Origin of the sequence: Streptomyces sp. NPDC021749, assembly GCF_040640655.1 — a bacterium.
Classification (GTDB): domain Bacteria; phylum Actinomycetota; class Actinomycetes; order Streptomycetales; family Streptomycetaceae; genus Streptomyces.
In genome coordinates this window covers 348,212-361,638 of record NZ_JBFACE010000002.1, presented here as the reverse complement: position 1 = coordinate 361,638, position 13,427 = coordinate 348,212, and the positions used below count along the sequence as shown (strand labels likewise).

Here is a 13,427-nt window from a genome sequence, read left to right as displayed (position 1 = left end):
GCCGGCCCGGCGCCGCCGGTCAGCGGCGCACCACCAAGCACACGACGCAGCAACGAAATAAGGGGACGGCCGTGGGAACAGTGTGGGGAAGACGGCGGAACGGAAGGGGCTGGGCGCGGCGTGGCGCGGTCCGTGTGCTGGGCGGCGCCGCGGCGCTGATATCCCTGCTGGCGTCCGCCGCCCACGATCCGGTGCCGGCGGCCGCGTCGAAACCGGCCTTCACATCGGTCAACTACGCGGTGGCGGTGGACGAGTCGGCCAGTCTGGCGGCCGAGGACATGCAGGCGGAGAAGGCCGCCGCCGCCCGGATCGCGCTGGGCGACGTCTCCTCGGCCTCCCACGTCACGGTCTTCGGTTTCGCCGCCGCCGAGTCCGGTGACCAGCGCGCGGTGGACCCGGTGTGCCCGCGGACCACGCTGGACGCGGCCGGGCGGGAGTCGATCGGCGGGTGCGTCGGCAAGCTGCGCAGCCGCAAGAAGAGCGAGGGCACCGGCACCGACTTCCCGAGCGCGATACGCCAGGGCGTGCACGAACTGAGCTCCGGCACCGACCCGTCGGTGCCCCGGGTGCTGTTCCTGCTCACCGACGGGGAGATGGACGTCACCGGCAGCCCCCAGTACGGCGACCCCGCGCACCGCAAGGACGAGGGCGAACGGCAGCTGGACCGGGAGCTGAAGAACGCCCGGGCACAGGGCGTGCAGATCTGGCCGCTGGGCTTCGGGCCCGCCCCGGACAAGGCGCAGCTCGACCGGATGGCCGCCGGCGGCTACCAGAAGGGCTGCGTGGAACTGCCCTCGGCCCGCCCGCAGGCCGACAAGGTCTCCGGCGCCAAGGACCTCGGCCCCAAGCTGGAGAAGATCTTCGCCGCGGCGCACTGCCTGCGCTACGAGCCCGGCACCAGCCCCAAGCGTCCGCCGGCGACCCTGGAGGTCGGCATCTCACCGCTGGCGACCGTGGGCAGCATCGTGGTCGACAAGAGCGATCCCAAGGTGACCATCACCTATATCGACCCGAACGGCCACCAGGTGCCCACCTCGGGCACGTACCACAAGTCGCACTTCGAGCTGGCGGGCGCCGGTGACACCGTCGAGGCACTGAAGATCATCGACCCGGTGCCCGGCACGTGGCAGGTCAAGGCCGAGGCGCCCGAGGGGCACCGCTCGCTGCCGGTCGGCGTCAGCGTGCTGTGGCAGGGCGAGCTGCGCGGCGCGATCACCATGGACCCGCCGTCGCCGCAGGCCGGCCAGAAGGCCACGGTGACCATGCGGCTGCAGACCCGCGAGGGCTACCAGATCAAGGACCCGCGGGACTACGCCGGGCTGCGGGTCCGCAGCGAGCTGACCGGCGACGGCTTCGCCGCGATGCCGGTACAGCTCACCGACGACGGGAAGGGGCCCGACCCCACGGCGAGCGACGGCTCGTTCACCGGGTCCGTCACGATCCCGCGGAGCGCCGACGGGGCACTGAAGGTGAGCGGCACGCTGACCGCCTCGGGGCTGAGCGCGGACACCCGCAGCGAGAAGGGCGTGGTCGCGCCGGACGTGCTGCCGGTGGCCGGCACGCTGCGGCTGCCGGACGCGGACGCCCACCCGGGGGACGAGGTCACCGGCACCCTGACGGTCCACAACACCGGCAAGACCCCGCACACCCTGCGGCTGTCGGTCGCCGACCTCCAGCCGGGGCTGGTGTCGGTCAGCCCGGCCGAGATCGAGGTGAAGCCCGGTGACTCCGAACTCCGGACGGTCACGGTCCGCCTCGGCCCGGCCGACGCGTTCGGCGACCGGCTCGACGACGACGGGCTGAAGCTCGGCGGCACCGTCACCGCCGTCGACACCACCGACCGCAACCGGACGCTGGCGCGGTCCCCGCTGTCGGTGACCGTCACGCCGGAGCCCGGCATCTGGGAGACGTACTGGTGGGCGTTCCTCATCGGCGCCGTGGTGATCGCCGCGGTCGTCGCCGTGGTCCTCGCCTGGCTGCGGCAGCGGCGCAGCCGCCGGGACCCGTACGGCCTGGTGCTGCAACTGCTCTCCGAGGACGGCGACGTGGTCGCCACGCACCCCGCCGGGCACGGCCACAAGCAGTGGTATGAATTCTCGCTCGTCGAACCGCACCGCAGCCCGCGCATCGAGCGGCGCAACCACGGCATGTACGCGATCCAGCGCAACCCCGAGGGCGGCGCGTGGCTGCGCGAGAAGGGCGCCGGGCGGACCCGCCTGAAAACGGGGGAGACCGCCCCGCTCTCCGACGGGCTGAGCCTCTCCCTCGGCGAGGAGACCCGCTCCCCCAGGTCCCGCCGCAACCGGACCGGTCGGAGCTCCCGGACGCGGACCGGCACGACCCCCACCAGCACCCCGACGGCCGCCGCCGAGGACGGCGGCACCAGCGCCTACGAGTCGTACCGGTGACACGCGGGGCGGGCCGGTCGCGCACCGGCCCGCCCCGGCACACCGCCCCGCGGCCGCCGTGCCGCGCGCCTTGCACACAGATCGACGACGGACCGGCCGCCGGTACGGCCGCAACGGGAGGAACCCATGAAAATCTTCCAGCCGATGCTCTTCGTCGGCCTGGGCGGCACCGGTGGCCTGGTCGGCGCCGAACTGGAGCGCCGGCTGCGGGCCGAGCTGTGTGGTCCGGACGGCGTCGCGCTCAGCCACCTCAGCGGCCACGCCCCCTACCAGCTCCCCGACTGCCTGCAGTTCGTGTACGCCGACTACAGCGAGACCGACCTCCAGCGCCTGCCGCAGTTCAACGTGGACCCGTCGCTGCGGGCCGCGTACGCCCGTACCTCGCGGGCCACCCACAACCTGCTGCCGAACTTCGACAGTTCGCCGGAAGTGACCAAGATGCTCCGGGCGAGCCTGCGCGAGGAGGTCGCCGACTGGCTGCCGCCGCGCATCGACGAGCCGAAGGTCACCCCGCTCCACAACGGCGCGGGCCAGCTGCCCACCGTCGGGCGCGCCGCCCTGTTCGCCACCCTGCGGCACAGCCTCGCCCCGGTCCTGGAGCCGCTGCTCCAGGCGATCGACGCGATCGCCAAGTCGGCCGGTGAACTGAGCGAACTGGGCGGCGGCAAGGTCAACGGCTGCGACGTGTTCGTCGCCTTCTCGGTGGCCGGGGGCACCGGCGCCGGGATCTTCCTGGACTACCTGCACCTGATCAACCAGGCGTTCAAGATGCGCCGGTTCGACGGGGTGAAGATCTACCCGCTGGTCGTGATGCCGTCCTCGTTCTCCTCGGCCGCCGGCGGCGGGCGGGAGGCGGAACTCAACGCGGCCCGGGCGCTGGTCGACCTGTTCCGGCTGGTGGACGCGCAGAACGCGCCGACCGAGGGCGCGGAGATCGGCGACCTGGACCACGACTCCTCCGGCCTGGGCATCCGCTACCCCGGCACCACCCCGATCCGGCTGCGGACCGGCATCCTGCCCACCGCCTTCCTGTTCAGCCCGACCGCCGGCATCCGCCAGGACGACCTGCGCCGCTCCATCGTCTCCCTGGTGATGTCGCTGATCGGCACCGAGCTGGGCGACGGCCGGTCCCGGGGCCGCACGACCGCGGCCGACGACGACTACCAGACCTTCGCCGCGAGCTTCATCAACCGGGGCGTGCACCGCAGCGCGATGTCCCCCACCGGCATCGGCCGGCAGGGCGTCTCCACCAGCCTGGTGGCCTCCATGACCGCGCCGATGGACCAGCTGGCCGACCTGGTGGCGGGCCGGCTGCTGCGGGAGGCGGTCACCGATCTCGTCGAGCGGCCGCGCACCACGCTGCGGGACGGCGCGGTACCGATGATCCGGCAGCTGTTCGCCGACTCCGGCCTCGAACCGCTGTGGGAGCGGCAGCAGTTGCTGGTGTCCGACCCCGAGCCGCTGCCGCGCGGCAGCCGGGCCATCGAGCTGGCGCTGGGCGAGCGGCTCGCGGACATGCAGCGGCTGCTGGCCGACCTGCAGTCCGCCGCCGACCGCCAGGCCGCCTCGATGGCCGACCGGTTCTCGCCGCGCCCCGCCATCGACAAACTCCTGCAGACCGTCGACCCGTTCCTCGCCGAACGCGTCGTGCGCGGGGTCCCGGACAGCGACGAACCGATCGCCCGCCTGGGGTTCCTGGGCATGCTCAACAGCCGCGCGGTCGCCCCGCAGCGCCCGGCGGGGGTCACCGACCAGCCGCCCAAGACGCCGCACATCAAGGGCCGGCTGGCCGGTATGTCCCCGGCCCGCTGGGGCGACGACGATGTGCAGGCCGTCCTCCGGGCGCAGGACGCCTGGTACCAGTGGCGCAGCCGGATCGTCTGGCACGAGGCGTGGCGGGAGCAGCAGCAGCGCTGGCAGCCGCAGGCGGACGCGGCCGGCACCGACCTCGGCCGGCTGGTGAACGCCTTCCGCAAGCACTCCGAGCAGGAGCGGAAGGTCTCCGCGCAGAAGGGGCTCGAACTCTACGAGGACCGCACCGGCATCTCGTACCTGCTGCCGCCGCAGCGCACCCTCAACCACTTCTACGAGGACCTGGTCACCCGGCTGGTGCGCCGCGAGGGCCTGCGTGAGCACGACGACGAGGCCGCGCTGCTGCTCAAGATGATCGACGGGGACACCTGGCGCTCGGTGCACGCGCAGAGCCGGCGCAACCCGGACGGTGCGGTGGCGGCCGTCAAGGCCCAGCTGGAGGGCCGGATCACCCGGCTGTTCGCGGAGAGCGGCGAACACCTGGAGGAGCGGCCGCTGCTGCCGCCGATGAGCACCCTGCTGGCCGCCGCCGCGGGCGACGCGGACGCCACCGACCAGGTCAGCAAGGAGGCGCTGGAACTGTTCGGCCGCAAGCTGACCGGGCTGCTGCCGGTGGGCTTCACGCCGGAAGGCACCGGCCCGCTGCGGGTGCTGGTGACGTACCCGCGCGTCCAGGCCGTGGAGGAGGTGCAGGAGTTCCTCGGCAAGGCGCTGCGGCTGCCCTCCGACGCCAAGAACTCGGTGGAGTACCGCGGCGTGGAGAGCGACTCGATCACCGTGGTGCTGTTCCGCAGCGAGATGAGCCTCACCCAGGTCCCGGAGGCCCGCAAGGTGCTCCGCCAGTGGGCCCGGGCGAAGGACAACGAGCAGGCGCACGACGTGCTGCGGTGGCGGCAGCGGCTCGGGTACCGGGACAGCTGGATGGTGAGCGGCGAGGAGGACCGCCGCGCCATCCTGCACCGGCTGCTGTGCTGCATGTGGAACGGCCAGGTGGACGTGGTGGACGGCGATGTGTCCTCGCCCGAGCGGGTGCGGTTGCGGCTGTTCCCCGAGAAGGGCGAGAACGTGCCCGGCGTCCGGCTGCGGCTGGGGGACTTCCCCGGCGGGGTGTCGAGCTGGGCGGAGCTGCTCCGCTCGTACGAGCGCTGGACCGTCCTCGACGACGAGCGGATCGTCGAGGACTACTGCCGTGAGCTGATGGGGACCCAGCCGCTGGGACTGGCCCGCAGCGGCAGCGATCCGCATCCCCTGTTCGTCGAACTGGTCGAGAAGATCGCGCCGCAGCAGCTGAAGCTGCTGGCGGACCGCCGGGAGCGCGGCGGTGAGCGGGTCGAGGGCTGGGTGCGTCCGCTGTGGGAGTTCTGGGCGGAGACCCTGCCGGCCGCGCTGGACACCCAGTTCGGGGACCAGCGCGCCATTCAGCCGACCCTGCGCACCCTGCTGGAACACGTCCGCGGCGGCACGCCGGAGCCCCGGGCCCGCAAGGAGGCCCCGGAGCCCCGGCGCCGGGTGACCGAGGACGACGACTGGGGCACCGCGCCGCGGTCCTCGGGCGGGGCGTACCGGGACGACGACCCGTACGGGAACGACGCGGGTGGCGGTGACGCGCACGGGAGTGACGCGCGCGGCGACGACGCATACGGCGACGACTCGTACGGCAACGGCGCGTACGGCAACGACGCGTACGGCACCGGCGACCGGCGCTCGGCCGCGGACCGGGATCAGTACCGGGACCGGGACCGGGATCAGGACCTGGATCGGGACCGGGATCAGGACCTGGATCGGGACCGCGACCGCAACCGGGACCGCGACCGGGACCGCGACCGGGTCAACGGGCACGCCGCCGGTGACGGCCGGCCGTGGGCGCCCTGGGACGACGACGCCCGGGAGGACCGCTCGTACGGCGGTGCCGACGACAAGGGCCGGGACCGTGCGCGCCGCAACCCCTGGGACGGTGATGCGGAGTGAGCACGACGGAGGAGCCCACCGCCGTGGTCCACCTGGACCTGCGGACACAGGCGGGGCAGCTCGACACGGCCGCGGCCGTGCGGTCCGCGGTCGCCCGGCAGCTGGGCCGGGCCGGGCTGCCCGAGCCCGACCACCCGCTGTTCCTGGTGGTGGACACCCCGGCGGGACTGACCGAGCACCAGCGCCAGTACGAACTCCTCGCCGCCTACCGGGCGTTGGGCGAGGTCCGGATGCTGGTGCTGCTGGTGGGCAGTGCGCCCGGAGCGTACGCCGGTGACGAGGAAGTGCTGCCGCCGGACCGGCGGCTGGTGCGGCCCGCGGTGCTGCGCGGCTCCGGCACCGCGCTGCTGTGGGCGGGCGATCTGCGCTCCGCCCGGACCGCGCTGGAGCAGCCCGCCCCCGACGACCCGGCGGCGCTGGCGGTCGTGGTGGACCTGCTGTCGGTGCCGGACGTCTTCCAGCGGGTGCTCGACGACCTCGGGGCGCTGCCCGACACCGTCGCCGCGCCCGGCGTACGGCTGCTGGAGCAGGACCTGCCGCCCGAGGTGCGGGACCGGGCGTGGCGCGATGCGCTCACCCGGTTCGCCGGTGAGGACACCGACCACGCGCCGGAGTTGCCGGCCACCCGGTCCGGCGCCGATCTGCCCGAGCCGCTGCGCGGGCTGGTGGCCGGCCGGGGCGGCCGCGACCTGCGGCACCGCGAGACCGGCGGGGTGGCGGACGACGCGTACCGCGCGTGCGCGGAGGCGCTGGACGACGCGGAGGAGGAGCTGGCCGGGCTGCGGACCGTCTTCGGCCTGCTGCGGCCCGTCCACCGGGGGACGTTCGAGGCCGAGCTCGACCGGGCCCGGCAGGCGCTCGTCGACTACCGCGAACTGGTCGCGGGCGCCCTGCACGGCGGCGGCACTTCGGGCTCCTCCCCGTCCGCCGCCGAGACCGCCGACCGGCTCGCGGCACTCGGTCTGCGGGTGCCCTCGGCCGAGGGCGTGGGCGAGCGGATCGGTGAGGGGCTGCGGGAGTACGCCGGGAAGCTGCTGGGGCAGGGGCTGGCGCTGCGCGCGGTGGCCCGGCGGTTCACCGCGCTGGCCGGGCGGGTGGAGCCGGTGCCGGGTTCGGCACTGCTGCCGCGGCTCGCCGACCTCCCGATCGCCGACGCGGTGGCCCGGCGGTCCGGGGTGGCGGCGGACCCGCTGCCGGTGCCCCCGATCGCGGTGGCGGCGGCGGGCGGGGCGGGGCTCCTCGGCGCGCTGTGGCAGGGGCCGTTGATGGCCCTGGCGGTGCTCGTTCCGCTGGTCTTCGTGGGCCTGGCGGTGCTCGGCGCGACCCGGTTGCGGGGCGCGGAGCGGCCGGGCCGCTGGATCGTGGGGCCCCGGATCGCGGCGGTCGTCGGCGCGGCGGCCGGGGTGGTGCTGGCGTACGCGACCGCCCCGCCGCTGTGGCTGAGCACCGCCGCGGCGCTGGTGGGCGTCGGCACCGCGGTGGAGACCGCGCGCCGGCTCTGGCGGTCCGCGGCCGACGCCTGGGGCGCGGACCAGGGCACCCTCGCGCTGCGCCGGGCCCTGGCCGGGCTGGACGCACTGCTGGCCGAGGCGGTCCGGGAGCACTGGGCCGCCGACGAACGGCTGTACTGCGCCGACGCGGCCCGTTCCGTCGCCGGCATGCTCCGGGCGACCGCGGCCGCCGCGGACGCCGAGGCGGCCCCCGAGCCCGAACGGCCGGCCGGCACCGGGGCGTCCGGCACCGAGCCGCCGGCCGCGGACGACTGGCTGTCCAGCGCCTCGGCCCTGGAGACGGACACCTTCGCGGTGGTCGGCGACGACGCGGACAACGACTGGGCGAGCGCCTACGCCTGGGACGACGAGCCCTCCTGGGACGACACCGCCGGGCCGGCCGGGAAACAGGAGCCCTCCGGGCCCCTCGACCCGTGGGACGACCGCGCCGCCGGTGCTCCGCGCTGGCTGGACCGGGAGAGCGGCGAGGGCGGGCCGGAGCTGGTCGCCACCCTGGCCGGCGACCTGACGGACGCCGCCATGGTCGCGATGGCGCCGTACTGGGGCGCGGTCGAACGCGGCCAGGCCGGGGCGCTCGCCGTCCAGCGCACCGAGACACGGGTCCGCGAGCTGCTCTCGGCGGCCCGTCGGCACCTCCAGCGCAACGGGGTGCTGGCCGCACCGCCGTTCGCCGCCGGCCACCGCGTCCGCCCGTCCTCGGCGAACCTCCTGGGGACCGACCCGCAGCGGGTGGCCGAACTGGTCGGCGCGGAGGCCGACCGGCGGGCCGTGGTGCAGCTGTCCTCGCCCGAGCAGGGCACGCTGCTCAACCGCGACCCGGCGGCCGCGGTGTGGATCAGGTTCGCGCCCGAGGCGGTGCGCGGCGAGGTCGAGAAGACCTGGCGGACCGGCGGCACCGGCTTGTCGGCCGACGCGCTGTGGACGTCGTCGGGGCGGTACGCCGGGCTGATCCGGCTGACCCCGCTGCGGATGGGCGTGGTCGACACCGTCCGGCCCCGCGAGAGCCCCGGACCCGACGGCCCCGACGGCCCCGACGGCCGCCACGGCTTCGACGGGCTCGGCGGGTTCGCTGACTCCGACGGGTCCCCCCAGGTCGATGCGTACGAAGGAAGGGAGGGCGATGTCTGGTGACCAGCACCTCGCACCCCCATGTGGTGCAGCCGGACGGCACCCGGCGGGCCACGCTCGCCTTCACCGTCCCCTCGGGGCGGCGCCGGGTCGCCCCGGTCCGCTTCGGCCGCGAGTCCCGCCGCGATCCGCTGCTTCCGCAGCGCATCCGCAACGGCATGCTCGACGACGAGGGCCAGCAGTGCGTCCAGGTGCGGCTGACCGCCGCCGACGCGGCGAACCCGGCGGCCCGCGCCCTGCTGGACGCCGAGGCGGGCACCGCGCTGCAGCTGCACCGGCTGCTGGACGACCCGGAGCACGCGGCGCTCTTCCCGCAGATCATCGGCTACGAACTCGACACCGCCGAGCCGTTCCTGCTGTACGCCGCGCCGCGCGGCACCGCCGCCGCGCGCACCCATGTGATGTCCGCCAGCGACCAGCGGGTCTTCGCCCGTGACCTGCTGCGGGCGCTGTGCCTGCTGGACGGCCAGGGCCTGGTGCTGCGCGGCATCTCCCCGGCCACCGTGCTGTGGGACGGCACCTCCGTGCAGCTCTGGGGACTGGAGGGGGTGGCCCGCGTCGGGCGGCCGCGGACCCGCTGGGGGCGGGCCCCCTACTGCCCGCCCGAACAGCGCCGGGGCGAAGGGTCCGTGGACTCCCGGGACGCGGTGTGGAGCGCCGCGCAGGTGCTCTACCAGCTGGTGACCGGCCGGCCCGGGCCGCCCGACCGGGCGCCCGACGACCTCGCCGCGCACCGGGTGCTCGCCGAGACGCTGCGCGGCGCCTTCGCCCCGCGGGCCGCCGACCGCCCCACGCCGGCCGGGCTGCTCGACCTCCTGGCGCCGGGGGCCGCCCGGCAACTCGCGCTCGCCGCGCCCGCCGACGACGAGTCCCGCCCGGACCGGGAGGCGTTCGACCGGGCACTGCGCCTCAAACGGCAGGCCCCCGCCGCCGAACCCCGGGACGGCAGCGGCGGCGGGCGGGGCAACGGCGACGTCCTCTGCCCGTATTGCCTGGAACCCATCCAGCTCGACCTCACCGCGCTGTACGTCACCGACAGCCGGATGCAGTACCAGCAGCTGGACGTCAAAGGGATCACCAACGCCCTGCGGCGGCAGGACGTGATGCGGTCCGCCGTCCAGAAGTGCACCGCGGACCCGGACTTCCCCGAGCACTTCATCCCGGTGCCCTACCTCACCTACGGCCGCCCGCTGACCGTCGCGATGGTCGGCCAGTCCTCCACCGGCAAGAGCCATCTGCTGACCCAGATGATCGCCGAGATCACCGAAGGCGGCCTGAAGCCGTTCGGACTGGAGTGGCAGTCCGTCAACCCCGAGCAGCACGCCCGGTTCGTACGGGAAAGGGTGCAGCCGCTGCGCAACGGCAAGGTCCTCGACCACACCGGCGGGATCGGGCTGGACGGCTTCGCCCGCTTCGTGGAGTCGCTGCTGCTCACCGACGTCCGCGGGCAGGTCCGCCCGGTCGCCTTCTTCGACCTCGGCGGCGAGGACCTGGTACGGACCGATGCCGCGCTCCGCTTCCTGCTCGGGGTCGACGCCCTGGTCTTCGTCGTCGACCCGGCGCTGGCGCTCCCGCTGCCGCACCTGGACCACGCCAGGGAACGCTGGGGCCTGGAGGTGAACCGGGACGGCGATCTCGCCTTCGGCACGGTCCTGGACCGGCTGCCGAAGAACGGCCCGTATCTGGACGTGGCGGCCGCGATGGTGCTGGGCAAGGCCGACCTGCTGCGGTTCCAGCCGCCCGTCGACCGGTGGCTGGGCGAGGCGCCGCCCACCGCCCTCGACCCCGCGCGGGTGCGCGAGGAGAGCCGGGACGTCTACGGCCTGCTGCGCCGGCACGCCGGCCAGGCGTGGCTGCGCCCGTTCGACGCGATCCGCCGGTGCACCCTGCACGTCGCGTCGGCCACCGGCGGCCAGGAGGACCACGGCCGCTATCCGACCGGGGTGGGCCCCCGGCGGGTGCTGGCGCCGTTGGTGTCGCTGCTGGCGATGCACGGCGTCATCGAAGTGCCGGGCGGCGCCGAGGCGTTCGCCGTCGGAGCGGCGGCCGCGCGGCCATCGGCGCCGCCGGAAGCCAGCGGATCAGGGGGAGAGGAAGCGGAGTGAGCGACTTCACGGAGCGGAGACCGGCACACCGGCCACCGGCCGGTGACACCGGCGGGGACTCGGTGCACCAGGTGGTCTTCCGCTGGGACGGCAACCAGGGGCGCCAGGGCACCGGCATGAAGGCCGTCGCCTACTCCTGCCCGCCCGAGCGTGCCGAGGAACTGGGCCGGGAACTGGGCCCGTTGCTGTGGGTGTCCGGTGCGGCCGCGCCCCGGCCGAGCGTCGTCCGGACGGTCTCCCGCGACGGCGAGGTGATGCTCGTCCAGCGCTGGCCCACCACCGACCGGGGCGGCCGCCCCAGCACGGTCAGCCACGTCCTGATCGGCGAGCGGGGGACCCTGAAGACCCGTCAGTGCCTCGGCCTCGCGTACGGCGGGTGGGGGAGCCACCGGGAGTCCGTCGAACAGGCCGTCGGGCAGCTGCGCCCGGTGGCGTGCGAGGACCTGGACGCGCTGGCCCGACAGTCGCTGCCGGAGATGGTGGAGCGGCTGGCGACGGTCCAGCACTCGTTGGTCCTGGTCACCGCGGAGTGGCTGCGCGACCCGGCCCGGCGGATCTCGCTCCTCACGGAGGAGAAGGAACCGCCCGACCGGGACGCCGCGGCACTGGTCTACCTGGGCCTGTTCCTGCTCTTCGGCTCCTGGCTGGGGCACGAGTGGACGTTCGCCACGTACGACACCGTCGACAGCCATCCGCTGCGGCTGATGTGCGTACCGCGCTGGGAACCGGACACCGGCGGGCCGGGCCCGCTGGCCCGGATCATGGTCCGCACGCCGGCCCAGGCGGAGTTCGCGCACAAGGCCGCGCACCGGCTGGTGGAACACCTCCTGGCACACCCGCCGAACAGCCCCGGCCTGCCGCAGCTCGTCGACCGGCTGCCGAACGGCGCGACGCTGGACTGGCCGCGGCGGCAGGCCCTGCTCAACGACGTCCTCAGCGCCGACCGCCCGCCGACGTCTGCACCCGCGTCTACATCCGCGTCCACGCGCGTGCCGCCGCCCGCACAGGAGACGGCGGCGGTACGGGGAACGTCTCCGGTACGGGCCCGGGAAACCAGGGAGACACCGCCGCCGGCCCAAGAGACACGGCCGCCGCTCCGCGAAGCACCACCGGTCCGGGACACCCCGCCGCCGGTCCGGGAGGCGCCCCCTCACACGGCGCCCGAGCCGCCGCCCGCCGCCGCCGCTGCCGCTGCCGCCGCTGCCGCCCACGAGCCACCCGCCGTGCCCGCACCAGCCGTCGTGCCCGCACCACCCATCGTGCCCGGGCGGCCCGCCGACGACGCCCGGACGCCCACCGCCCGGCCGGTGCCCAGCGCCGTCGAAGTGGCCACGGTACGGGAGGAGTTACGTCGGCCGCTGCGCCGGAACGACCCGCGGTACGACCAGCTGAAGCAGCGGCTGCGCGACCTGCCCGACGAGGCGCTCCTGGACGTGCTGCGGTCCGGCGGGCTGCCGCCGGAGCCCCTGGGGCTGCTGCTGGAGGAGTTGGGGGACGCACGGCGGGTGCGGGAGCGCCGGCCCCAGGTGCAGCACGACCTGTGCCGGGTAGTGCTCGACAAGGGGCTGTACTTCGAGCCGCGCGGGCTGGACACGGACTCGATGTCCCGGCTGGCCATGGCGCGCCGGGCCGCCGAGCTCTACCTCTGGGCGGTCGCCCCGCTCACCAGGGACGCACGCTATCTGTCCGACCTGCGGGAGCTGCTGCACCGCATGTGCCGGGACCGTCACCCCGCCGCGGGCAACTGGCTCTGGGACAGCATCATCGTCCCGGCGAACGGCGTGGCCCCCGACCTGCCACCCGGCCTCTGGCAGCAGATCGTCCGGGACGTGCACCAGAAGACCCTGGCCCCCGCCACCACCACACCGGCAGCCGGCGACCGGTCGCCCGCCCCGGCTCCCACCTCGGCGGCACCGGATCCACCCGCCTTCGGCAGCCGGTTCAACGAGTTGACCTCCAGCCTGGGCTGCGTGGTGGGCACCGGCGTCGGCGTGATCCTGGTGCTGCTCACCATCGTGCTGATCTTCGCGTAGTCGGCAACGGGAGGGCCCCGGCCGGGAACCCGCCGGCCGGGGCCCTTCTCTGCTCGGTCAGTCGCTCAACAGCCGGGTCCGAAGGCCGGGTTGAACAACCCGATGACGTCGACGCTGTTGCCGCACAGGTTGATCGGCAGATGGATCGGGATCTGGATGGTGTTGCCGGAGATCACACCTGGCGAGCCCAGGGCCCCACCCCCCGCTCCCGAATCGGCGGCGGCGACACCGGCACCTCCCAGAACGGCGGTGGCGGCCAGGGCCGTGGCGGCAAGTGCGGTACGGATGCGCATGGTTCCTCCTGAAGGTGAGGTCACACTCGCCCGAAGCGTCTCCGCGCCCCGCACCGGAAAACACCCATAGCGCGAGCCAGGGAAGGAAACCCCCTATACGGGTGGGAGCGTCGCGTACCGTATGTCGCCGCGTACGCCGGCGCGCCACCGTAGCGAAGGCGCCTCGGCC

At 74.8% G+C, this 13,427-nt stretch carries 6 protein-coding genes; 5 read left to right on the top strand and 1 reads right to left on the bottom strand.

Features of this window, described 5'->3' with window-relative positions; genetic code table 11:
* The first annotated feature begins 134 nt into the window (after window positions 1–134).
* The 5 genes from AB0G35_RS03445 (at window position 135) to AB0G35_RS03425 (ending at window position 12,965) form a co-directional block, all read left to right on the top strand.
* Window positions 135–2,408: a VWA domain-containing protein gene (locus AB0G35_RS03445; protein WP_360942930.1), complete on the top strand. Its 2,274-nt coding sequence runs from the start codon at window positions 135–137 to the stop codon at window positions 2,406–2,408.
* A gap of 126 nt (window positions 2,409–2,534) precedes the next feature.
* Window positions 2,535–6,188 carry a tubulin-like doman-containing protein gene (locus AB0G35_RS03440; RefSeq protein WP_360942927.1) on the top strand — a complete coding sequence of 1,218 codons (3,654 nt, stop codon included), beginning with the start codon at window positions 2,535–2,537 and terminating at the stop codon, window positions 6,186–6,188.
* On the top strand, window positions 6,185–8,830 hold the full coding sequence (locus AB0G35_RS03435; RefSeq protein ID WP_360942924.1) for a hypothetical protein: 2,646 nt from the start codon (window positions 6,185–6,187) through the stop codon (window positions 8,828–8,830). The genes AB0G35_RS03440 and AB0G35_RS03435 overlap by 4 nt, the downstream gene beginning before the upstream one ends.
* Window positions 8,827–10,932, top strand: a complete 2,106-nt coding sequence (locus AB0G35_RS03430; RefSeq protein WP_360942921.1) for a hypothetical protein — start codon at window positions 8,827–8,829, stop codon at window positions 10,930–10,932. Before AB0G35_RS03435 ends, AB0G35_RS03430 begins: the two co-directional genes overlap by 4 nt.
* Window positions 10,929–12,965: a hypothetical protein gene (locus AB0G35_RS03425; protein WP_360942918.1), complete on the top strand. Its 2,037-nt coding sequence runs from the start codon at window positions 10,929–10,931 to the stop codon at window positions 12,963–12,965. Before AB0G35_RS03430 ends, AB0G35_RS03425 begins: the two co-directional genes overlap by 4 nt.
* Window positions 12,966–13,030: 65 nt before the next feature.
* Here AB0G35_RS03425 and AB0G35_RS03420 read toward each other — a convergent pair whose 3' ends face one another.
* The gene (locus AB0G35_RS03420; RefSeq protein WP_360942914.1) at window positions 13,031–13,258 is read right to left on the bottom strand and encodes a chaplin; all 228 of its coding nucleotides are present in this window, start codon (window positions 13,256–13,258) and stop codon (window positions 13,031–13,033) included.
* Window positions 13,259–13,427 lie beyond the last annotated feature (169 nt).